Source organism: Streptomyces kunmingensis (assembly GCF_039533535.1).
Classification (GTDB): domain Bacteria; phylum Actinomycetota; class Actinomycetes; order Streptomycetales; family Streptomycetaceae; genus Streptomyces; species Streptomyces kunmingensis.
Window position 1 is genome coordinate 440,879 of the sequence record NZ_BAAATS010000017.1, and the last position, 20,996, is coordinate 461,874.

Annotated in this window: 20 protein-coding genes; 9 read left to right on the forward strand and 11 right to left on the reverse strand. The window is 70.4% G+C overall.

All coding sequences use genetic code 11. From position 1 onward, the window contains the following. Positions 1–5 precede the first annotated feature (5 nt). Positions 6–887 (reverse strand): metallophosphoesterase, encoded by an 882-nt coding sequence (locus tag ABD366_RS21450; RefSeq protein ID WP_324771348.1) that lies wholly within the window; start codon positions 885–887, stop codon positions 6–8. Positions 888–1,102: 215 nt separating this feature from the next. On the opposite strand from ABD366_RS21450, the gene ABD366_RS21455 reads away from it, so the two are divergent. After that, positions 1,103–1,567 carry a GatB/YqeY domain-containing protein gene (locus ABD366_RS21455; RefSeq protein ID WP_324771308.1) on the forward strand — a complete coding sequence of 155 codons (465 nt, stop codon included), beginning with the start codon at positions 1,103–1,105 and terminating at the stop codon, positions 1,565–1,567. 162 nt (positions 1,568–1,729) lie between these two features. On the opposite strand, the gene ABD366_RS21460 is transcribed toward ABD366_RS21455, so the two are convergent. Beyond that, entirely contained in the window at positions 1,730–4,009 is a 2,280-nt protein-coding gene (locus ABD366_RS21460; protein ID WP_324771307.1) for a transglycosylase domain-containing protein, read from the reverse strand. 449 nt (positions 4,010–4,458) lie between these two features. On the opposite strand from ABD366_RS21460, the gene ABD366_RS21465 reads away from it, so the two are divergent. Next, the gene (locus ABD366_RS21465) at positions 4,459–4,803 is read left to right on the forward strand and encodes a WhiB family transcriptional regulator (protein WP_324771306.1); all 345 of its coding nucleotides are present in this window, start codon (positions 4,459–4,461) and stop codon (positions 4,801–4,803) included. A 180-nt stretch (positions 4,804–4,983) separates the two neighbouring features. Here the strand turns inward: ABD366_RS21465 and bagB are convergent, their stop codons facing one another. Together bagB and bagA are read right to left on the reverse strand one after the other, a co-directional pair. Then, positions 4,984–6,381, reverse strand: a complete 1,398-nt coding sequence (bagB, locus tag ABD366_RS21470) for an ATPase BagB (RefSeq protein WP_324771305.1) — start codon at positions 6,379–6,381, stop codon at positions 4,984–4,986. After that, on the reverse strand, positions 6,378–7,373 hold the full coding sequence (gene bagA, locus ABD366_RS21475) for an ATPase BagA (protein ID WP_324771304.1): 996 nt from the start codon (positions 7,371–7,373) through the stop codon (positions 6,378–6,380). The genes bagB and bagA overlap by 4 nt, the downstream gene beginning before the upstream one ends. Before the next feature lie 84 nt (positions 7,374–7,457). On the opposite strand from bagA, the gene sp36 reads away from it, so the two are divergent. The 4 genes from sp36 (at position 7,458) to ABD366_RS21495 (ending at position 9,936) form a co-directional block, all read left to right on the forward strand. After that, positions 7,458–7,622, forward strand: coding sequence for a Sp36 family protein (gene sp36 / locus ABD366_RS21480; RefSeq protein ID WP_107498797.1), 165 nt, complete (start codon positions 7,458–7,460; stop codon positions 7,620–7,622). Beyond that, entirely contained in the window at positions 7,619–8,086 is a 468-nt protein-coding gene (locus ABD366_RS21485; protein ID WP_324771303.1) for a RidA family protein, read from the forward strand. Before sp36 ends, ABD366_RS21485 begins: the two co-directional genes overlap by 4 nt. A gap of 117 nt (positions 8,087–8,203) precedes the next feature. Further along, positions 8,204–9,097, forward strand: a complete 894-nt coding sequence (locus ABD366_RS21490; RefSeq protein WP_324771302.1) for an NUDIX hydrolase — start codon at positions 8,204–8,206, stop codon at positions 9,095–9,097. Continuing rightward, complete coding sequence (locus ABD366_RS21495) at positions 9,097–9,936, forward strand: MBL fold metallo-hydrolase (RefSeq protein ID WP_324771301.1); 840 nt, start codon at positions 9,097–9,099, stop codon at positions 9,934–9,936. Before ABD366_RS21490 ends, ABD366_RS21495 begins: the two co-directional genes overlap by 1 nt. A 53-nt stretch (positions 9,937–9,989) precedes the next feature. On the opposite strand, the gene ABD366_RS21500 is transcribed toward ABD366_RS21495, so the two are convergent. Beyond that, the gene (locus ABD366_RS21500; RefSeq protein ID WP_324771300.1) at positions 9,990–10,961 is read right to left on the reverse strand and encodes a sigma-70 family RNA polymerase sigma factor; all 972 of its coding nucleotides are present in this window, start codon (positions 10,959–10,961) and stop codon (positions 9,990–9,992) included. Between the two features lie 141 nt (positions 10,962–11,102). Further along, positions 11,103–11,777: a Crp/Fnr family transcriptional regulator gene (locus ABD366_RS21505; RefSeq protein WP_016642758.1), complete on the reverse strand. Its 675-nt coding sequence runs from the start codon at positions 11,775–11,777 to the stop codon at positions 11,103–11,105. A 357-nt stretch (positions 11,778–12,134) separates the two neighbouring features. Between ABD366_RS21505 and nth the strand changes: the two genes are divergently transcribed. From nth to ABD366_RS21520, 3 genes are all read left to right on the forward strand, one after another. Continuing rightward, positions 12,135–13,208, forward strand: coding sequence for an endonuclease III (nth, locus tag ABD366_RS21510; protein WP_324771347.1), 1,074 nt, complete (start codon positions 12,135–12,137; stop codon positions 13,206–13,208). Positions 13,209–13,364: 156 nt separating this feature from the next. Beyond that, complete coding sequence (locus tag ABD366_RS21515) at positions 13,365–14,111, forward strand: NUDIX hydrolase (protein ID WP_324771346.1); 747 nt, start codon at positions 13,365–13,367, stop codon at positions 14,109–14,111. Between the two features lie 94 nt (positions 14,112–14,205). Beyond that, positions 14,206–15,405: a MarP family serine protease gene (locus tag ABD366_RS21520; protein ID WP_324771299.1), complete on the forward strand. Its 1,200-nt coding sequence runs from the start codon at positions 14,206–14,208 to the stop codon at positions 15,403–15,405. A 27-nt stretch (positions 15,406–15,432) separates the two neighbouring features. On the opposite strand, the gene ABD366_RS21525 is transcribed toward ABD366_RS21520, so the two are convergent. The 5 genes from ABD366_RS21525 to acs form a co-directional block, all read right to left on the reverse strand. Continuing rightward, complete coding sequence (locus ABD366_RS21525; protein WP_324771298.1) at positions 15,433–15,618, reverse strand: hypothetical protein; 186 nt, start codon at positions 15,616–15,618, stop codon at positions 15,433–15,435. Between the two features lie 118 nt (positions 15,619–15,736). After that, positions 15,737–16,690 (reverse strand): alpha/beta fold hydrolase, encoded by a 954-nt coding sequence (locus tag ABD366_RS21530; RefSeq protein ID WP_324771297.1) that lies wholly within the window; start codon positions 16,688–16,690, stop codon positions 15,737–15,739. Further along, complete coding sequence (locus ABD366_RS21535) at positions 16,687–17,214, reverse strand: phage holin family protein (RefSeq protein ID WP_324771296.1); 528 nt, start codon at positions 17,212–17,214, stop codon at positions 16,687–16,689. Before ABD366_RS21535 ends, ABD366_RS21530 begins: the two co-directional genes overlap by 4 nt. A gap of 64 nt (positions 17,215–17,278) precedes the next feature. Then, complete coding sequence (gene nhaA / locus ABD366_RS21540) at positions 17,279–18,712, reverse strand: Na+/H+ antiporter NhaA (protein WP_411293774.1); 1,434 nt, start codon at positions 18,710–18,712, stop codon at positions 17,279–17,281. A gap of 173 nt (positions 18,713–18,885) precedes the next feature. Next, the gene (gene acs, locus ABD366_RS21545) at positions 18,886–20,898 is read right to left on the reverse strand and encodes an acetate--CoA ligase (RefSeq protein WP_324771294.1); all 2,013 of its coding nucleotides are present in this window, start codon (positions 20,896–20,898) and stop codon (positions 18,886–18,888) included. Positions 20,899–20,996 lie beyond the last annotated feature (98 nt).

Here is a 20,996-nt window from a genome sequence, read left to right on the forward strand (position 1 = left end):
TCCCCTCAGCGCCCCTTCGGCGCCGACGTCAGTGTCAGGAGCGAGGCCTCCGGTGGGCAGGCGAAGCGGATCGGGGTGTAGCGGTTGGTGCCGCAGCCGGCCGAGACGTGGAGGTACGACGTGTTGCCCTCGGCCGTGTGGTTCGACAGGCCCTTCACGCGGTCGGTGTCCAGGTCGCAGTTGGTGACGAGGGCGCCGTAGAAGGGGATGCAGAGCTGGCCGCCGTGCGTGTGCCCGGCGAGGACCAGCGGGTAACCGTCGGCCGTGAAGGCGTCGAGCGCCCGCAGGTACGGGGCGTGGACGACGCCGAGCGAGAAGTCGGGGCCGCTCAGCGGGCCGCCGGCCACCTCCGCGTATCGGTCGCGCTTGATGTGCGGGTCGTCCAGGCCGGTCAGGCCGATCTCGACGCCGGCCACCTTCAGCACGCCCCGCGTGTTGGTGAGGTTCAGCCAGCCCGCCTCGTCGAAGCCGTCGCGCAGGCCCTCCCACGGGTTGTGGACGACGCCGACGGCGGGCGCGTTGCCGTTGAGGCCGTGCTTGCCGCGGGTCTTGTTGACCAGGTACCGGGCGGGGTTGCTGGGCCGCGGCCCGTAGTAGTCGTTCGAGCCGAAGACGTACGCGCCCGGGAACTCCATCAGCGGGCCGAGCGCGTCGAGGACCTCCGGAACGCCCTCGGGGTCCGAGAGGTTGTCGCCCGTGTTGATGACGAAGTCGGGGCGCAGCCCGGCCAGCGACTGCAGCCAGCGCTGCTTCTTGCGCTGCCCGCCGACCATGTGGATGTCCGAGACCTGGAGGACGCGGAGCGGACGCATGCCCGGCGGCAGGACGGGGACCGTCACGCGCCGCAGACGGAAGGAGCGGGCCTCGAAACCCGCCGCGTAGGCCACGCCGGCGGCGCCCACCGCCGCGATGCCGGCCGTCACCTTCAGAGAGGTCTTCAGAGAAGAGTTCAGAGAGGTCTTCAAAGAAGAGTTCAGGGAGGCCTTCACGGACGCCTGCAGAGGAGCTTCGTATCGCGCGCGCATGTGGCCCATCGTGTCAGACCGGCCATGCCCCCGAAATCGGCGGGCGCCGCTGCCCTCGTACCTGCGACAATCACGGCATGACCACGCTCAAGTCGAAGCTGCAGGACGACCTCAACGCCGCGATCAAGGAGCGCGATGAGCTGCGCTCCTCGACGCTGCGGCTGACCCTCTCCGCGATCACGAACCAGGAGGTCGCGGGCAAGGAGAAGCGGGAGCTCTCCGACGACGAGGTGCAGAAGGTGATCGCCAAGGAGGCGAAGAAGCGCCGTGAGGCGGCCGACGCCTTCGAGAAGGGCGGTCGCGCCGAGTCCGCGGCCCGCGAGCTGGCGGAGGGCGAGCTCCTCGCCGTGTACCTGCCGCAGCCGCTGAGCGACGCGGAGTTGGAGCAGATCGTGGCGGGGGCCGTCGAGGAGGCCAGGGCGGCGGGCGCCGAGGGGCCGCGGGCCATGGGCCAGGTCATGAAGATCGCGAACCCGAAGATCGCGGGCCGCGCCGAGGGCGGCCGGGTCGCCGCGACGGTGAAGCGCCTACTGGCGGGCTGACCCCTCCACACCGCACCGCACCACTCCACACCACTGCGCACTGCACCACTGCGCACCGCACCACTCCGCTGCACCTACGCAGACGAAAGGGGGCGCCCCCAACGGGAGCGCCCCCTTTCGCCTACCTCAGGGACCGGACCTCAAGGACCGGACCTCAAGGGCTCAACGCCCCCAGCCGCCGCCCCCGTTCCCGTTCCCACCGTTCCCGTTCCCGCCGATCAGGCCGGGCGGGATGGAGATGCCGGGCAGCGGGTCGTTGTTGCCGCCGCCACCACCGCCACCCCCACCGTTCCCGTTACCGCCGCCCCCGTTGCCGCCGGGCTTGCCGTCGTTGTCGCCCTCGTCCCCGCCCTTGCCCTTGTCCTTGTCCGGGTCGGGGATGTCGACCATGGTGAACTTCGGCGCGTCCTTGCCGGACAGGGCGCCGGTCATGGCGCTGCGCCAGATCGGGCCCGGGGTGTCGGCGCCGAAGACCTCGCCGTGGTACCTGCCACCGATGGTGATGTCGGTCATCTCGACGTCCTGCTGCGCGCTGCCGACCCACACGGCGCCCGACAGGTTCGGGGTGTAGCCGACGAACCAGGCGTTCTTACGGGCGTCGGTGGTACCGGTCTTACCGGCGTTGTCCCGGTCCCCGAGACCCGCCTCCTTACCCGTACCGGAGTCGACCACACCACTGAGCAGCGTGTTGATCTTGTCCGCGGTCGCGGTCGTCATGGCGCGCGAGCACTTGGTCTTCGGCACGGCGAGCGACTTGCCGTTGGGCCCGGTGATCGACTCGAGGGCCACCGGCGTGCAGTACGTGCCCTCGTTGGCGAACGCGGCGTAGGCCGAGGCCATCGTCAGCGGCGACAGACCCGTCGAACCGAGCGTCATCGACGACGGCACCTCGGGCACCTTCGTGCCGTTGCCCTGCACCACGCCGAGCTTGTCGGTCATCTTGACGACCGGGCACATGCCGACGTCCTCGAGCATCTGCACGAAGTACGTGTTGACGGACTTCTCCATCGCCTCCCTGAGGCGATACGGGCCGGACTCGGACTCGTTCTCGTTCTCCACCGTGTAGCCGCCGTCGTTGACCCACGGCTTCCCGCTGCACGTCTGCACCTGGCTCGGGTACGACATCTGGTACGGCGCCGGGTACTGCTGCGTCGGCGGCTTGCCCTTCTCCAGGGCCGCCGCCGCGAGGAACGGCTTGAACGTGGAGCCCGTCGGGAAGCCGTAGTTGGAGCCGCCGTACTTGGAGTCGACCGAGTAGTTGATCTCCGTCTCGTTCTTGCCGTAGCCGTACGGCTTCGACTGGCCCATCCCGAGGACCTTGCCGGTGCCGGGCTCGACGAGCGAGACCGCCGTGGCGACCTTGTCCGACTTGTAGACGTTCGCCTTGATGGAGGCCTGTACCGAGTCCTGCGCCTGCGGGTCGAGCGTCGTCTTGATCGTCAGACCGCCGCGGTCCCAGACCTTCGCGCGCTCTTCCTTCGTCTTGCCGAAGACCGGGTCGCTCTTGAAGACCCGCTCGATGTACTTGCAGAAGAAGGCCGCGCCCTTGACCGCCGTGATGCATCCGTTCTGCGGCTTGCTGACCTTCAGGCCGAGCGGCGTCTTCTTCGCCGCCTCGGCCTCGGCCTTCGAGATGTCGTGCACCTGCGCCATGCGCGTCAGCACGGTGTTGCGCCGCTTCGTCGCCTCGGTCTCGTCGTTGACGGGGTCGTAGCGGCTCGGCGACTGCACGATGCCGGCGAGCAGCGCCGACTCCTGCACGTTCAGGTCCTTGGCGTGCTTGGAGAAGTACCGCTGCGCGGCCGCCTCGACGCCGTACGCCTGCTGCCCGAAGTACGTGATGTTCAGGTAGTTGGCGAGGATCTTCTTCTTGCCCAGCTCCTCCTCGACCTGGATCGCGTACTTGAGCTCGCGGACCTTGCGGCCGATCGTCTGCTGCGTGGCCTGCGCGACCTTGGTCGGGTCGTCGCCCGCCTCCTCGATGAACACGTTCTTCACGTACTGCTGCGTGAGCGTGGACGCGCCCTGCGAGACGCCGCCGTCGCGCGCGTTGGCGTTGATGGCGCGCAGGATGCCCTTCGCGTCGACGGCCCCGTGCTCGTAGAAGCGCGAGTCCTCGATGGCGACGAGTGCCTTCTGCATGTACGGCGAGATCGCGGAGAGCGGGACCACGGTGCGGTCGCGGGAGTAGACCGTCGCGATCTTCCCGCCCTGGCTGTCCAGGATCGTGGTGCGCTGACTCAGCGGCGGGGTCTTCAAGTTGGCGGGGATCTCGTCGAACCCCTCGACACTGCCCTTGGCGGCGAGGCCGAGTGCACCCGCGGCGGGCAGCGCGATTCCGGCGAGCACGGCGCCCGCGAGCACGCTGACACCGAGGAACTTGGCGGCCTGTTGGGCCGGCGACAGACCGCCGCCACTACCGGCCGAGCGCTTCTTTCCCATGCAGGGCAGCCTACGTTCTGAATCTCCGGACAGGCGTATATGCCTTGGCCTAAGCTGCACTCAACTGTCACAGCAGTGCGGTCTCGTATCAAGACGTGGGGCGAACCCGAATCGTTCCCGGCATTTCTACAGTGCCTCTTGTAGTCATTCCCGAACCCTCCGGCGGCCCCCGCGCAGGGCTCACAGGGTGTCCGGAATCGCCGAATGTGTCGCCCGACGTCCCTTGTGGCGCATGTGAACTGCCCGAATTTGCCGGGGTTATTACGCATGTCCCCCGGTCACTCCGTCGGGTGATCTGCCGCTTACGCATAGTCCGTTCGGGCCATTCAAGATTGGGCCCGAAGGGGGTGTTGCGCTGTGCCCACCTTCCGTAACGTCCTCAACTGGCGGCGGTGAATATGCCGCTGCCGCCGTGGGGGAGCCTCGATTCGGGAGAGGACGGCGCCGGTATGGGCTGGGTAGTCGACTGGAGTGCGCAGGCGGCCTGCCGCACTACCGATCCGGATGAACTGTTCGTTCAAGGAGCAGCGCAGAACCGGGCGAAGGCGGTGTGCACGGGATGCCCCGTGCGGACCGAGTGCCTGGCGGACGCGTTGGACAATCGCGTCGAGTTCGGCGTGTGGGGTGGCATGACGGAGCGGGAGCGCCGCGCACTGTTGCGCAGGCGTCCGACCGTTACCTCATGGCGCCGGCTCCTCGAGACGGCACGGACGGAGTACGAGCGTGGCGCGGGCCTGTTGCCCGCGGAGCTTGAGGACGACGAGACGTACGAGAGGTTCGCGGCGGTCGGTTAGCCGGTCCCGCGCCCGCATGTCAGGCAGTGCACGGCGTCGGTCGTCCGACGCCGCCGTAGCCGCCCGGCAGTACGCGGACGCCGGTCAGCCGGCCTCGCGTTCGCCGAGCAGCACGCGGACGCGGTCAATCGATCCCGCGTCCGCCGAGCAGTGCGTACGGCTCACGCCAGTGCGTACGGCTCACGCAGCTCCGGCCGGAGTGTCACCGGCCGCGAGCCGTTCTCCGATGTCCCTGAGACCTGCCAGGTCGTGTACGTCACCGGGCAGCGCCGCGACCTCCGTCACGGCGACCTCGGGATGCAGCGCGGTGAAGCGATCACGCGTGCGCTGCTCACGGGCGACCACCTGCATACGCTCGGCGTGCAGGCGCAACAGCCCTGCGGTCAGTTGCTCCGCGGTCAGTTGCTCTGCGGTGGGGTCGGACGGCTGCTCCGCAGCGGCGGGGGAGCCTGTCGCGGAAGCGGAATCTGACGCGGGGTCTGACGCGGAATCTGACGTGGGGTCTGGCGCGGAAGCGGGGGCCGACGCGGAAGCGGGATCTGTCGCAGTGGTCGCAGCAGTGGTCGCAGTAGTGGTCGCAGTAGTAGTACGAACGTCTTTCTTCCCGTCCGTCTGATCCACAATGCCGCGCTCATCAAGATTTTCCGCGGCGGCCAGCGCCCGCTCGGCGGAGAGCCGGTCGGCGCCGCTGCCGTGCACCCGGTTCAGCACGAGACCGGCGAGCGGCATCCGCTCCGCGGCCAGCCGTTCCACGAAGTACGCGGCCTCGCGCAGCGCGTCCCGCTCGGGCGCGGCCACGACGAGGAACGCGGTGCCGGGCGCCTGAAGGAGCTTGTACGTGGCGTCCGCGCGGGTGCGGAAACCACCGAACATGGTGTCCATCGCGGCGACGAACGTCTGCACGTCCCGCAGGAGTTGACCGCCGAGCAGCTTGCCGAGGGCGCCGGTCATCATCGACATCCCGACGTTCAGGAACTTCATGCCCGCGCGCCCGCCGACCTTCGCCGGCGCCATCAGGACCCGGATCAGCTTCCCGTCGAGGAACGAACCGAGCCGCTTCGGCGCGTCCAGGAAGTCGAGCGCCGAGCGCGACGGCGGGGTGTCCACGACGATCAGATCCCACTCGTCACGGGAGCGGAGCTGCCCCAGCTTCTCCATCGCCATGTACTCCTGCGTGCCCGCGAAGCCCGCCGAAAGCGACTGGTAGAACGGGTTGGAGAGGATCGCCTGGGCCCGCTCCCGGTCCGCGTGCGCCTCGACGATCTCGTCGAAGGTGCGCTTCATGTCGAGCATCATCGCGTGCAGTTCGCCGCCCGCTGCCTCCCCGGTGGCGGCGATGTCCTTCACCCGGCGCGGCGTGTTGTCCAGCGAGTCGATCCCCATGGACTGGGCGAGCCGGCGCGCCGGGTCGATGGTCAGCACGACGACCTTGCGGCCGCGCTCGGCGGCGCGCAGCCCCAGGGCCGCGGCGGTCGTCGTCTTGCCGACGCCGCCACTGCCGCAGCACACCACGATGCGGGTGTCCGGGTCGTCGATCAGCGGGTCGATGTCGAGCGTGCCTACAGGGTCGAGCGTCATCGAAGCGGTCCCCCAGATCCCTTGCTGTCGTCGCTGATGCCCTGCTGCCGCAGCTCCTCGGCGAGCGTGTAAAGGCCCGCCAGGTCCAACCCCTCGGTGAGCAGCGGCAGTTCGTGCAGCGGCAGCCCGGCCTCGGCGAGCTGCTCGCGCTGGGCGCCTTCCAGGGCGTACCGCTCCGCGTACTCCCCGGCCTGCGCGAGCAGCGGCCCGACGAGCTTGTCGGCGCTGCCGAGCCCGGCCGCCGCCAGTGCCTCGGTGACGGCGGGCCGGACCGAGGTGGCGCGGCTCAGTGCCAGAGCGGGTTCCCCGAGAAGCGCGGGCCGCACCATGTTCACCATGATCCGTCCCACCGGCAGCTGCGCGGCGCGCAGTTCGCGGACCCCGTCGAGGGTCTCCTGCACCGGCATCTCCTCCAGCAGGGTCACCAGGTGCACAGCCGTCTCCCGGGACTTGAGGACCCGCATGACGGCCTGTGCCTGGTTGTGTATCGGGCCGATCTTCGCGAGCCCGGCGACCTCGTCGTTCACGTTGAGGAAGCGCGTGATGCGGCCCGTCGGCGGTGCGTCCATCACGACGTGGTCGTACGCGTAGACGCCCTGCTTGTCCTTGCGGCGCACCGCCTCGCACGCCTTGCCCGTCAGGAGTACGTCCCTGAGGCCCGGGGCGATCGTGGTGGCGAAGTCGATCGCGCCCAGCTTCTTCAGGGCGCGCCCCGCGCCGCCCAGTTTGTAGAACATCTGGAGGTAGTCGAGCAGCGCCAGCTCGGGATCGATGGCGAGCGCGTACACCTCCCCGCCGCCCGGTGCGACGGCGATCTTCCGCTCCTCGTAGGGGAGCACTTCCGTCTCGAAGAGCTGTGCGATGCCTTGCCTGCCCTCCACCTCCACAAGGAGAGTGCGCTTGCCCTCGGTCGCGAGGGCTAGCGCGAGTGCGGCGGCGACCGTGGTCTTTCCGGTACCGCCCTTGCCGCTGACGACCTGGAGCCTGCTCACGTATTCGAGCGTAACCAGTGAGCGGCCGGATCACGCAGGAGCCTCCGGAACGACGTCCCAGGAACGGACGGATACAGTCGCCCCATGGCTAAGAAGTGGGAATACGCGACCGTGCCGCTCCTCGTGCACGCGACGAAGCAGATCCTCGACACCTGGGGCGAGGACGGCTGGGAGCTGGTGCAGGTCGTACCGGGGCCGAACAACCCCGAGCAGCTGGTGGCGTACCTGAAGCGGGAGAAGGCGGCGTGAGCGCCGTCGAGGACAGGCTGGCGGAGCTGGGCCTGACCCTGCCGCCCGTCGTCCCGCCGGTCGCGGCCTACCAGCCGGCCGTGCAGTCCGGGGTGTACGTGTACACGGCGGGGCAGCTGCCCATGGTCGACGGGAAGCTGCCGCTGACCGGAAAGGTCGGCGACGAGGTCACCGCCGACCAGGCCAAGGAGCTGGCCCGCACCTGTGCGCTGAACGCGCTCGCCGCGGTCAAATCGGTCGCCGGTGATCTGGACCGCATCGCGCGCGTGGTGAAGGTCGTCGGTTTCGTCGCCTCCGCCACCGACTTCACCGGTCAGCCCGGCGTCATCAACGGCGCGAGCGAGCTGCTCGGCGAGGTGCTCGGCGAGAAGGGCGTGCACGCGCGCAGCGCCGTCGGCGTCGCGGTCCTGCCGCTGGACGCGCCGGTCGAGGTCGAGGTCCAGGTGGAGCTCACCGAGGTGTAGCGCCTTCTTTTAGAAGTGCCCTTTTCGCGAGCGCCTTCTTTTAAGGCAGTGTTTCCGGTGGCGGGCGACGACCTGTGGGCTCTCGAACATCTGCCCGTCACCGGATAGCCTCCGGCCATGGCAAACGGGCAGTGGTATCCCCCCGAGTGGCCGGACCGCATCCGCGCCCTCGCCGCCGGCACGCTCGTGCCCGCTCCGCCCCGGCGCGCCGCGACCGTGATGCTCCTCAGAGACGCCGGCGGCGTCGAGGTGCACATGCTGCGGCGGCGCACGTCCATGGCCTTCGCCGCCGGTGCCTACGCCTATCCCGGCGGCGGCGTCGACCCCCGGGACGACGACCGCCAGGTCCGCTGGGCCGGGCCGTCGCGCGAGGACTGGGCCGAGCGCCTCGCCGTGCCCGACGCGCAGGCCGCCCAGGCGATCGTGTGCGCCGCGGTGCGCGAGACGTTCGAGGAGGCGGGCGTGCTGCTCGCCGGGCCCACCCCGGAGACCGTCGTCGACGACACGACGGGCGCCGACTGGGTCGCCGACCGGCAGGCGCTGATCGGCCGGGACCTTTCGTTCGCCGAATTCCTGCGCCGCCGCGGCCTCGTGCTCCGCTCCGATCTGCTGGGCGCCTGGGCGCGCTGGATCACCCCGGAGTTCGAACCGCGCCGCTACGACACCTGGTTCTTCGTGGCCGCGCTGCCCGAGGGCCAGCGCACCAGCGACGACTCCTCCGAGGCCGACCGCACCGTGTGGATCCGCCCGGAGCGGGCCGCGTCCGCGTACGACCAGGGCGAACTGTCGATGATGCCCCCGACGATCGCGACGCTGCGCACCCTGGCGGCGTACGACTCGGTGGCCGGCGCGCTGGCCGGGTCGGCGGAGCGCGACCTCACCCCCGTACTGGCACAGGCGCGCCTGGAGGACGGCGAGCTGGTGCTGTCCTGGCCGGGGCACGACGAGTTCACCAAGCACATCCCGACCGGCGGGCCCGGGACGGCAGAGAAGACCGGGAGAACCCGCTGATGACCGAAGCCGCCGCCCTTCCCGGGCAGCCGCGCGGCGGGGTGCTGTCCGGCCCCGCCACCGCCCGCGCCGTCAACGTCCTGGCGCCGAACCCGTCCGCGATGACCCTCGACGGCACCAACACCTGGATCGTCGCCGAGCCCGACAGCGACCTCGCCGTCGTCATCGACCCAGGCCCGCTGGACGACGCGCACCTGCGACACGTGATCGCCACCGCCGAACGGGCGGGCAGGCGGATCGCCCTCACCCTGCTCACGCACGGGCACCCCGACCACGCCGAGGGCGCGGGCCGCTTCGCCGAGCTGACCGGCACGAAGGTACGGGCGCTCGACCCGGCGCTGCGGCTCGGCGACGAAGGGCTCGCCGCCGGGGACGTGGTGAAGACGGGCGGCCTGGAACTGCGCGTCGTGCCGACCCCCGGGCACACCGCGGACTCGCTCTGCTTCCATCTCCCCGCCGATCAGGCCGTGTTGACCGGCGACACGATCCTCGGCCGCGGCACCACCGTCGTCGCTCACCCCGACGGCCGCCTCGGCGACTACCTCGACTCGCTGCGCCGCCTGCGGTCCCTGACCGTCGACGACGGGGTGCACACGGTGCTGCCCGGCCACGGCCCCGTCCTGGACGACGCGCAGGGGGCGGTCGAGTTCTACCTCGCGCACCGCGCCCACCGCCTCGCCCAGGTCGAGACCGCCGTCGAGAACGGGCACGTGACGGCGGCCGACGTCGTGGCGCGCGTGTACGCCGATGTGGACCGCTCCCTGTGGCCGGCCGCGGAGCTGTCCGTACGGGCGCAGCTCGAGTACCTGCGGGAACACGGCCTCATCCAGGGCGTCTAGGACGCCCGGCGGCCTCCGGCGGTGTCCGGAGGTGCCCGGGCGTACGCAGATGCCTAGAGGCCGCCGTCCTGGGCCTCCAGGGGCCAGGTGACGCCCATCGCGGCGAGCCGGGGCGGGTCGGCGATGATGTCGACGCCGCTGACCCTGCCGTCCCGGAACGTGAGGACGAGGACCGAGACGACCCGGCCCCGGGGCGCCTGCACGATGCCCACGCCGTCGCCCACGAACGCCGCGACCGCCGTGTCCACCATCTGCCCGAAGTACGTGGCCTGCCCGGCCACCTCCAGGGCGCCCCGCACCAGTTTCGACGCCGTACCGGGGCCCGCGTCGACCCGCAGCAGCACGTCCGGGTCGAGGAGCGAGAGCAGCGCCTCGAAGTCCCCGGCGCGGGTGGCGGCGAGCCAGGCGTCGACGACCTCGCGCTGCCGGGCCAGGTCGGTCGCGGGCGGCACGGTGGCGCCCTGCACCCGGCGCCGGGCGCGGCTGGCCAGCTGCCGGGTCGCCGCCGGGGTGCGCTCGACGACCGGCGCGAGCTCCTCGAACGGCACCGCGAACATGTCGTGCAGCACGAACGCGAGCCGCTCGGCCGGCGCGAGCGTGTCGAGCACGACGAGCAGCGCCAGGCCGACGGAGTCCGCGAGTTCGGCCTCATGGCCCGGGTCTGCGGGCCGGACCACCACATCGGGGACATGGGTCTCGGCCGTGCCCGGGTCGAGGGGGTCCTCCCGGCGGGAGGCGCGCGTCCGCAGCATGTCCAGGCAGATCCGCCCGACGACGGTGGTCAGCCAGCCGCTCAGGTTGAGCACATCCGCCGTGTCGGCGCGCTGCAGCCGCAGCCAGCTCTCCTGGACCGCGTCCTCCGCCTCGCTCAGCGAACCGAGCATGCGGTACGCCACGGACCGCAGCCGGCCACGCTCCGCTTCGAACCGGGTGGCCAGCTCGGCCGCGGACCGGGACCCGGACCCGGACCCGGACCCGGGGAAGTCGGAGCCGGGGGAGTCGGACCGGGGCTGGGACTGAGTCATACGGGTTTCCCCTCGAGAGGCTTGTCGTGCCTCTACGTAGACGGGATACGGCTTTCCCCTCGGGAGGCTTGTCGTGCCTCTACGTAGACGGGTCCCGCCACGTCATGTGGCGGGACCCGTCTACGTAGCTGCGTAAAACGCTCAGCGGGATCGCTTGGCGAGGCGCTCCACGTCCAGCAGGATCACGGCGCGGGCCTCCAGGCGCAGCCAGCCGCGGCCCGCGAAGTCGGCCAGCGCCTTGTTCACGGTCTCGCGGGAGGCGCCGACCAGTTGGGCCAGCTCTTCCTGCGTGAGGTCGTGCACGACGTGGATGCCCTCCTCGGACTGCACGCCGAAGCGGCGCGACAGGTCGAGCAGCGCGCGGGCCACACGGCCCGGCACGTCGGAGAAGACCAGGTCGGACATCTGGTCGTTGGTCTTGCGCAGGCGCCGGGCGACGGCGCGCAGCAGGGCGGCGGCCACCTCGGGCCGCGCGTTGAGCCAGGGCTGGAGGTCGCCGTGGCCGAGGCCGAGCAGCTTCACCTCGGTCAGCGCGCTGGCGGTCGCGGTCCGCGGGCCGGGGTCGAAGAGCGACAGCTCTCCGATCAGCTCGCCGGGGCCGAGCACGGCCAGCATGTTCTCGCGGCCGTCGGGGGATGTGCGGTGGAGCTTCACCTTGCCTTCGGTGACCACGTAGAGGCGGTCACCGGGGTCGCCCTCGTGAAACAGGGCATCGCCACGCGCGAGGGTCACCTCACTCATGGAGGCGCGGAGCTCCGCGGCCTGCTCGTCATCGAGCGCCGCGAAGAGCGGGGCGCGCCGCAGAACGTCGTCCACGAGTTTCTCTCCTATGTCGCCTGCACTGTGGGGGACGGTTGTTTCCCGCCGCCCATTTTGCCGGACGGTCCAAACAGTGTGATCAGTCACTCAGACACAAGTCTGCCGCACCTGCGTCACAACCCGACGGGGAGGGGGCCAATCGGGGGCCGATCCGATGGCTCCGGGGCGGATGTCAGTGTCGGGCTCTAGGCTGGCCGAGTGTCCAAAAAGCCGGTGACCACGCAGGCGGAGGGGGCTGGATCGGTGCCGGACCACCGCGATTCCGCTGTGGGCGAACAGGGCAGGGGTGAGGCCCGTTCCACCGGCGCGACCCCGCCCCGAACCGTGTCCGTACAGGGAAAGGCCGCCCAGCGCATGCCCCCGAAGAAGCGAGTTTCCGCCGAGAAGGCGACCCCGGCCGCCAAGAAAGCGACCGCGCCCGCCGAGAAGGCGTCCCCCGCCTCCAAGAAGGCGTCCCCCGCCGCCGAGAAGGCGACCGCGCCCGCCGAGAAGGCGTCCCCCGCCTCCAAGAAGGCGACCCCGGCCTCCAAGAAGGCGTCCCCGGCCTCCAAGAAGGCGTCCCCGGCCTCCAAGAAGGCGTCCCCGGCCGCCGAGAAGGCGACCGCGCCCGCCAAGAAAGCGACCCCCGCCGCCAAGCCCGAGTCGCGTACCGCCCTGGTTCGGCGGGCGCGGAAGATCGATCGGGAGCTCGCGGAGATCTACCCGTACGCGCACCCGGAGCTGGACTTCGAGAACCCGTTCCAGCTGGTCATCGCCACGGTGATGTCCGCCCAGACGACGGACCTGAGGGTCAATCAGACGACCCCGGCGCTGTTCGCGAAGTATCCGACCCCCGAGGACCTGGCCGCGGCCAACCCCGAGGACGTCGAGGAGCTGATCCGGCCGACCGGATTCTTCCGGGCCAAGACGAAGTCGATCATGGGCCTGGCCAAGGCGCTGAGCGAGGACTTCGGGGGCGAGGTGCCCGGCAGGGTCGAAGACCTCGTCAAGCTGCCCGGCGTGGGCCGCAAGACCGCCTTCGTGGTGCTGGGGAACGCGTTCGGACGACCGGGCATCACCGTCGACACCCACTTCGGCCGGCTCGTCCGCCGCTGGAAGTGGACCGAGGAGACCGACCCCGACAAGGTCGAGAAGGCCGTCGGCGAGCTGTTCCCGAAGAGCGACTGGACCATGCTCAGCCACCACGTGATCTTCCACGGCCGCCGGATCTGCCACTCCCGCAAACCGGCCTGCGGAGCCTGCCCCATCGCCCCGCTCTGCCCGGCGTACGGAGAGGGCGAGACGGATCCGGAGAAGGCGAAGAAGCTGCTCAAGTACGAGAAGGGCGGCTTCCCGGGCCAGCGCCTCAAGCCCCCGCAGTCGTACCTGGACGCGGGCGGCAAACCGGCCCCGCCGCTGGGCGGCACCCCCGGTGACACGACCGGGTGACATCCCGGGGGACCGGAACGAAACGGGGGCGGTTAGGCGTTGGGCGAGTCACGACGGGTACGGGGGTGGCGCGGGATGAAGCACGTGAGCGAGATGAAGCGCGTGAGCGAGATGAAGCGCGTGAGCGAGATGAAGCGCGTCGGCGGGACCGAGGCGATGGGCGGCGGGGCCGGCGGGGCCGGTGACCTCGCCGGGACCGGCGGCGCGGCCCCGGGCGGCGGCGCCCCGCCCGTCCCGGACGTCACGCCGCGCACGGCGGGCCTGCCCGCCTGGCTCACCCCCGTCGCGGACGCGGCCCGCACCCTCCGCGGCGACCAGCTCAGCCGTTTCCTGCCGCCGGAGGACGGCGCGGGGCGGCAGTCCGCGGTCCTGATCCTGTTCGGCGAGGGCGAGCGCGGCCCCGAGCTGCTTCTGATGGAGCGTGCGGGCTCGCTCAGATCCCACGCCGGCCAGCCCTCGTTCCCCGGCGGAGCCCTCGACGCGGAGGACGGCGACCCGCGTACCGAGGGCCCGTTGCGCGCCGCTCTGCGCGAGGCCTGGGAGGAGACGGGCCTGGACCCGAGAGGCGTCCAGCTCTTCGGCGTGCTGCCGCGGCTCTACATCCCGGTGAGCGGTTTCGTGGTGACACCGGTCCTCGGCTGGTGGCGGGTGCCGACCCCGGTCGAGGCGGTCGACCCGGCGGAGACGGCCCGCGTCTTCACGGTTCCGGTGGCGGATCTCACGGACCCGGAGAACCGGGCGACGACGGTGCACCCGAGCGGCCACCAAGGCCCCGCGTTCCTCGTGGAATCCGCGCTCGTCTGGGGCTTCACGGCCGGCGTGATCGACCGGATCCTGCACTTCGCGGGCTGGGAGCGCCCCTGGGACCGGACGAAGACGGTCCCACTCGACTGGCGCGCATGACAGGGTGGCCCCCGTGCCGTGCCGTCCTGGGGACCGACCCCGGGACTCCGGCGCGGAAGTGGACACCCGCGATGCGAGGCGAGGCCGGAATTCGGTGAACGTGCTGGACATTCTGCTGCTCGCGGCCGCCGTCTGGTTTGCGATCGTGGGCTACCGCCAAGGCTTCGTCGTCGGCATCCTGTCGGTGATCGGCTTCCTGGGCGGCGGCCTCGTCGCTGTCTACGCGCTGCCCGCCATCTGGGGCGCGGCCACCAGCGACGCCCAGGTGACCACGACCGCCGCGGTCGTCGCCGTCGTCGTCGTGATCGTCTGCGCCTCGGTGGGCCAGGCCTTCACCACGCACTTGGGCAACAAGCTGCGCAGATACATCACTTGGTCCCCGGCCCGCGCGCTCGACGCGACAGGCGGCGCCGTCGTCAACGTCGCGGCGATGCTTCTCGTCGCCTGGCTGATAGGTTCCGCCCTCGCCGGTACGACGCTGCCCACGCTGGGCACGGAGGTCCGCAGCTCGAAGGTGCTGCTCGGAGTCGCCCGGGTGCTGCCCAACCAGGCCGACACCTGGTTCGCCGACTTCTCCTCCACGCTCGCGCAGAACGGTTTCCCCCAGGTCTTCAGCCCGTTCGCGAACGAGCCGATCACCGAGGTCCAGCCGCCCGACCCGGCCCTTGCGCAGAGCGCGGCCGCACGGAACGCGAAGCGTTCGATCGTCAAGGTCGTGGGCCAGGCGCCCAGTTGCGGCAAGGTCCTCGAAGGCACCGGCTTCGTCTTCTCCGACCGCCGCGTGATGACGAACGCGCACGTGGTGGGCGGCGTCGACGAGCCCACCGTGCAGATCGGCGGCGAGGGCATCAAGTACGACGCCAAGGTCGTCCTCTACGACTGGAAGCGCGACATCGCCGTCCTGGACGTACCGGAACTGAAGGCGCCCCCGCTCCGGTTCACGTCGACGGACGCACAGCGCGGCGGCGGCGCGATCGTCGCGGGCTTCCCGGAGAACGGCGCGTACGACGTGCGGCCCGCGCGCGTGCGCGGCCGTATCGAGGCCGACGGCCCGGACATCTACCACCGCGGCAAGGTCCAGCGCGACGTCTACTCGCTGTACGCGACGGTTCGCCAGGGCAACTCCGGCGGCCCGCTCCTGACCCCGGAGGGCCAGGTCTACGGCGTGGTCTTCGCCAAGTCCCTGGACAACGCGCAGACGGGCTACGCGCTGACCGGCGACGAGATCAGCACCGACATCACCCAGGGCCGCACAGCGGTCCAGCAGGTCGACACGGACGCCTGCGCGCTGTAGAGCCCTGGGCTTGAAAAGGAAAAGGTGTCAGCCGCGCCCGCTGTGGCGCAGCCGGGCCGACACCCACCGGGCCCGCCTCCGCAGGATGCGCGGAATACCCAGTCGGGGATCATGCACCGTGTATCCCTCCGGCGCACCCCTCTGGGGAGAGCCCAGCGTCATCGCTGGGCGGCGATTGCGTGCTGCGTCACTGTAGTCGTGCGTCCAGCCCATACACCGACGTGTGCCCGGGCCCCATGGTCGGTAACCACCCCCACGGCCCCCAAATTGGCTTATGCGGCAGGCATTTGGCTGTTCGTAGGACAAGCGTTCCCGTCCGCACACCGCGCGCTCACCGATCGGGCTCGGGATCCTGCAGCCAGCTCACCAGTTCCTTGGAGAACGCCGCCGGGTCTTCCTCGTGCGGGAAGTGCCCGAGGCCGTCGAAGAGGCGCCAGCGATACGGCGCTTCCACGTACTCGCCGGAGCCCGCGGCGCTGCGCGTACGCATCACCGGGTCCAGCGAACCGTGCAGATGCAGCGTGGGCACCCGGACCGGCCGCTTCATGCGCCGGTTGAACTGGATGCCGTCGGGCCGCGCCATCGACCGCACCATCCACCGGTACGGCTCGATCGAGCAGTGCGGGGTCGAGGGGATGGACATCGCGCGCCGGTACGTCTCGACCGTCTCGTCGTCGGGCTGCTGCGGACCCGACCAGTCGCGGACCAGGCGGCCCACCAACGCCGCGTCGTCGGCGGCGAGTTGACGCTCCGGCAGCCATGGCCGCTGGAAGCCCCAGATGTAGGAACCGGCGGTGGTCTGCTTGACGTCCGACAGCATGGCCGAACGCCAGCGCCGCGGATGCGGCATCGACGACACCGCGAGCCGGCGCACCAGCTTGGGCCGCATCACGGCCGCGGTCCAGGCGAGATAGCCGCCGAGGTCGTGCCCGACGAGCGCCGCGTCCGGTTCGCCGAGCGAGCGCACCACGCCGGTGATGTCGAGCGCGAGGTTCGCCGGGTCGTACCCGCGCGGCGTGCGGTCGCTGCCGCCGACGCCCCGCAGGTCCATGGCCACGGCCCGGAACCCCGCGTCGGCGAGCGCCCCGAGCTGGTGCCGCCACGTCCACCAGAACTGCGGGAAGCCGTGCAGCAGCAGCACGAGCGGCCCGTCACCCACCTCCGCGATGTGGAAGCGCGCGCCGTTGGCCGCGACGTCCCGGTGGGTCACCTCTTTTCCACCCGGGACGTCGAGACGTACGACAGAGGAAGGCGGCTGGGCCGAAGGAGTGGCGGGGTCCGTCATGAAGACGAGCGTGCCACAGCCTCGATGGCCTCGGGGACACGGTCGCCGGCCGTCACCGGGCGGGGGTGCGGCTTGGCGTTCTGCAGCACGCCCGCCGTCTCCTTGACCGAGGCGGCGACCTTCTGCGGGCCCTTGCCCTTCTTCGCCTTCTTGGCGAAGGTCATGCCGATCAGGCCGAGCAGACCGGCGAGGAGCAGGCTCGCCGCGAAGGAGAGCAGGAAGCACCAGGCGAGGTTCCAGCCGCCGTTGCCGTTGTGCCCGCCGGTCCAGGCGTTGATGCCGTACGCGAGCGCGAAGCTCAGCATCGGCAGCGAGAAGGTCGCCACGGTCAGCGCCGCCGTGAAGGCGCCGCCGCTCACCGCGCCCTTCTTCACGTCCTGCTTGAGTTGCACTTTCGCGAGGGCGATCTCGTCGTGCACCAGTGCGGACATCTCGGTCGTCGCCGAGGCGAACAGCTGGCCGATGCTCCGTTCGGCGCCGACCGTGCCGACTGCGCTGTCCGTGCTGCCGTCGGGTGCGCTCATCGCGTACTCCCTGTTTTCCTGTAGAAGCTTGTGGATGCTCCGGATGTGCGGACTTGATGTCAGATCATGCCGGACGCTCGCCCTCGCCGCCTTCCCCGCCCGCCACTTCGGCAAGCCTTCGGTGCTCCGCGGCCTTCCTCTCATGGATAGCGGCCATCCGCAGGTGGTACGCCGGGTCTCCCACCTCGTAGATGTCGGGTACGCCGTCGAGATCCTCGTCGCGTTCCTCGGCCTCCCACAGGGCGCGGTACTTGGCGTTCCGGATCTTCAGCAGTACGCCGCTGAACACGGCCGCGATCAGTGAGCCGATGAGGACGGCGGCCTTGACCTCGTCGGTGAGGAGGGGATCGCCGGAGAAGGCGAGCTCGCCGATCAGGAGCGAGACGGTGAAGCCGATGCCGGCGAGCGAGGCGACCGCGAAGACGTCCGGCCAGGCCAGTTCGTCCGAAAGTGACGCTCGGGTGAACCGGGCCGTCAGCCACGTACCGCCGAAAATGCCGACGGCCTTGCCGACGACGAGGCCGAGCAGGACGCCGAGCGTCTCGGGCTGGCGGAAGACATCGCCGAGCGCCCCGCCGGACACCACCACACCCGCGCTGAACAGGGCGAACAGTGGCACCGCGAATCCTGCCGACAGTGGCCGCACCAGATGTTCGATGTGCTCGCCGGGGGACAGCTCCTCGCCGTCGCGGCGGGAGCAGCGCAGCATCAGGCCCATGGCGACGCCCGCGATGGTGGCGTGGATGCCGCTGTTGTACATCAGGCCCCAGATGACGAGGGCGAGCGGCACGTAGACGTACCAGCCGCGTACGTTCTTCCGCAGGAGCAGCCAGAAGACGGCGAGGCCGAGGACGGCGCCGCCGAGCGCGGCGAAGTTCAGGTCGTCGGTGAAGAAGACCGCGATGATCAGGATCGCGAGGAGGTCGTCGACGACGGCGAGGGTCAGCAGGAAGGCGCGCAGGGCGCCCGGCAGCGACGTACCGATGACGGCGAGGACGGCAAGGGCGAACGCGATGTCGGTCGCGGTCGGCACGGCCCAGCCGTCCATCGAGCCGTCCCCGACCACGTTCACCAGCGTGTATACGAGGGCGGGCGCGGCCATGCCGCAGACGGCGGCGACGACCGGGAGCGCGGCGGCCTTCGGGTCGCGCAGATCACCGGCGACGAGTTCGCGCTTGAGTTCGATGCCGGCGACGAAGAAGAAGATCGCGAGAAGACCGTCGGCGGCCCAGTGTTCGAGGGAGAGGTTCAGGCCGAGTGCGCCGGGCCCGAGGTGGACGTCGAGGACGGTCTCGTAACTGTGGCTGAGCGCCGGCACGTTCGCCCAGACGACCGCGGCGATCGCGGCGACGAGCAGCAGCATCCCGCCGACGGTCTCGGTCCGAAGAGCGTCTGCCACGAAGTTCCGCTCGGGCAGGGACAGACGGCCGAGTGCTTTGCGGTCACTCTTCTGGGGCGCGCTCACGCGGGAGACCTCCGGTCGGGTACGGCTGATCATTCCGCCGACCAGACTTCCCGGCACACCCTGTGGACTACCTGTCGCGTTCGTGACGCGCTTTCACTCTACCGGGCGTACGCGGCCACGTTCGTTGATGGTCTCGATACGCACGGAACGGGCACCCGGCGCGTACGCCGAATGCCCGTTCCGTATTCCGTACGGGTCGTGCCGGATCAGTCCTCGCTGGGCGCTGCCGGGAGCTTGGTCTGGATGAGGTCCATGACGGAGGAGTCGGCGAGGGTGGTGACGTCGCCGACCGCGCGGTTCTCCGCGACGTCGCGCAGCAGGCGGCGCATGATCTTGCCGGAGCGGGTCTTGGGCAGTTCGGCGACGGGCAGGACCCGCTTGGGCTTGGCGATCGGGCCGAGTACGGAGCCGACGTGGTTGCGCAGGTCGGCGACGAGGGACTCGTCCTCGGCATTCGCCGTGCCGCGCAGGATGACGAAGGCGACGATGGCCTGGCCGGTGGTCTCGTCGGCGGCGCCGACGACGGCGGCCTCGGCGACGGCCGGGTGCGAGACGAGCGCGGACTCGACCTCGGTGGTGGAGATGTTGTGCCCGGAGACGAGCATGACGTCGTCGACCCTGCCGAGCAGCCAGATGTCGCCGTCGTCGTCCTTCTTCGCGCCGTCACCGGCGAAGTACTTGCCCTCGAAGCGGGACCAGTAGGTGTCGATGAACCGCTGGTCGTCGCCCCAGATGGTGCGCAGCATCGACGGCCACGGCTCGGTCAGGACGAGGTAGCCGCCCCCGCCGTCGGGGACTTCGCGGGCCTCGTCGTCGACGACGGTCGCGGCGATGCCGGGCAGGGCGCGCTGGGCGGAGCCCGGCTTGGTCTCGGTGACGCCGGGCAGCGGCGAGATCATGATGGCGCCGGTCTCGGTCTGCCACCAGGTGTCCACGATCGGGCAGGTGTCGCCGCCGATGTTCTTGCGGTACCAGATCCAGGCCTCGGGGTTGATCGGCTCGCCCACGGAACCCAGCACCCGGAGGCTGCTGAGATCGAACTTCGCGGGGATGTCGTCGCCCCACTTCATGAACGTGCGGATCGCGGTCGGCGCCGTGTAGAGGATCGTGACGCCGTACTTCTGCACGATCTCCCAGAACCGGCCCTGGTGCGGGGTGTCCGGGGTGCCCTCGTAGATGACCTGCGTCGCCCCGTTCGAGAGCGGGCCGTAGGTGATGTACGAGTGGCCGGTGACCCAGCCGATGTCGGCCGTGCACCAGTACACGTCCGTCTCGGGCTTCAGGTCGAAGACCGCGTGGTGCGTGTACGACGCCTGGGTGAGGTAGCCGCCGGAGGTGTGCAGGATGCCCTTCGGCTTCCCCGTCGTCCCGGAGGTGTAGAGGATGAACAGCGGCTGCTCGGCGTCGAAGGCCTGCGGTGTGTGCTCAACCGACTGCCGTCCGACCACGTCGTGCCACCACAGGTCGCGGCCCTCGGTCCAGGCCACGTCCTGCTTCGTGCGCTGTACGACGAGGACCTTCTCGACCGATACGCGGGTCAGGGCCTCGTCCACGGCGGGCTTGAGGGCGGAGGGCTTGCCGCGGCGGTAACCGCCGTCGGACGTGATGACGACCTTGGCGTCGGCGTCCTCGATCCGCTTGGCGATGGCGTCGGCGGAGAAGCCGCCGAAGACCACCGAGTGCGCGGCGCCGATGCGCGCGCACGCCAGCATCGAGATGACGGCCTCGGGGATCATCGGCAGGTAGACGGCGACCCGGTCGCCCTGCTGGACGCCCAGTTCGGTCAGCGCGTTGGCGGCGCGGCTGACCTCGTCCTTGAGTTCGGCGTAGGTGATGGCCCGGCTGTCGCCCGGCTCGCCCTCGAAGTGGATCGCGACCCGGTCGCCGTTGCCGGCCTCCACGTGCCGGTCGACGCAGTTGTACGCGACGTTCAGCTTGCCGTCCTTGAACCACTTCGCGAACGGCGGGTTCGACCAGTCCAGCGTCTCGGTCGGCTCGGTTTCCCAGGTCAGGCGGCGGGCCTGCTCGGCCCAGAAACCGAGCCGGTCAGCCTTGGCCTGCTCATACGCCTCCGCTGTGACGTTGGCGTTCTCGGCCAGGTCAGCAGGCGGCGCAAAGCGACGCTCCTCCTTCAAGAGGTTGGCCAGGCTTTCGTTGCTCACGACATCTCCCTTACGGTGCTTCGCCGGGCGACCGTTGTGTCCCAGACCACAGCTCATCAGACGCCGACCCCTGGTGACAAGGGGTGTTGGCGAATTGGTTTAGACCTGTCGACGCCACGGCTCCCGGCCGAAACAGCCGGGAGCCGCTACGTTCT

What these genes read in the sequence shown, in the direction of transcription:
- ABD366_RS21455 (WP_324771308.1), top strand. Translation starts at nt 1,103, where the DNA reads ATGACCACGCTCAAGTCGAAGCTGCAGGACGACCTCAACGCCGCGATC.
- ABD366_RS21460 (WP_324771307.1), bottom strand. Translation starts at nt 4,009, where the DNA reads ATGGGAAAGAAGCGCTCGGCCGGTAGTGGCGGCGGTCTGTCGCCGGCC.
- ABD366_RS21465 (WP_324771306.1), top strand. Translation starts at nt 4,459, where the DNA reads ATGGGCTGGGTAGTCGACTGGAGTGCGCAGGCGGCCTGCCGCACTACC.
- bagB (WP_324771305.1), bottom strand. Translation starts at nt 6,381, where the DNA reads ATGACGCTCGACCCTGTAGGCACGCTCGACATCGACCCGCTGATCGAC.
- sp36 (WP_107498797.1), top strand. Translation starts at nt 7,458, where the DNA reads ATGGCTAAGAAGTGGGAATACGCGACCGTGCCGCTCCTCGTGCACGCG.
- ABD366_RS21490 (WP_324771302.1), top strand. Translation starts at nt 8,204, where the DNA reads ATGGCAAACGGGCAGTGGTATCCCCCCGAGTGGCCGGACCGCATCCGC.
- ABD366_RS21495 (WP_324771301.1), top strand. Translation starts at nt 9,097, where the DNA reads ATGACCGAAGCCGCCGCCCTTCCCGGGCAGCCGCGCGGCGGGGTGCTG.
- ABD366_RS21500 (WP_324771300.1), bottom strand. Translation starts at nt 10,961, where the DNA reads ATGACTCAGTCCCAGCCCCGGTCCGACTCCCCCGGCTCCGACTTCCCC.
- nth (WP_324771347.1), top strand. Translation starts at nt 12,135, where the DNA reads ATGCCCCCGAAGAAGCGAGTTTCCGCCGAGAAGGCGACCCCGGCCGCC.
- ABD366_RS21515 (WP_324771346.1), top strand. Translation starts at nt 13,365, where the DNA reads ATGGGCGGCGGGGCCGGCGGGGCCGGTGACCTCGCCGGGACCGGCGGC.
- ABD366_RS21525 (WP_324771298.1), bottom strand. Translation starts at nt 15,618, where the DNA reads ATGGGCTGGACGCACGACTACAGTGACGCAGCACGCAATCGCCGCCCA.
- ABD366_RS21530 (WP_324771297.1), bottom strand. Translation starts at nt 16,690, where the DNA reads ATGACGGACCCCGCCACTCCTTCGGCCCAGCCGCCTTCCTCTGTCGTA.
- ABD366_RS21535 (WP_324771296.1), bottom strand. Translation starts at nt 17,214, where the DNA reads ATGAGCGCACCCGACGGCAGCACGGACAGCGCAGTCGGCACGGTCGGC.
- nhaA (WP_411293774.1), bottom strand. Translation starts at nt 18,712, where the DNA reads ATGATCAGCCGTACCCGACCGGAGGTCTCCCGCGTGAGCGCGCCCCAG.
- acs (WP_324771294.1), bottom strand. Translation starts at nt 20,898, where the DNA reads ATGAGCTGTGGTCTGGGACACAACGGTCGCCCGGCGAAGCACCGTAAG.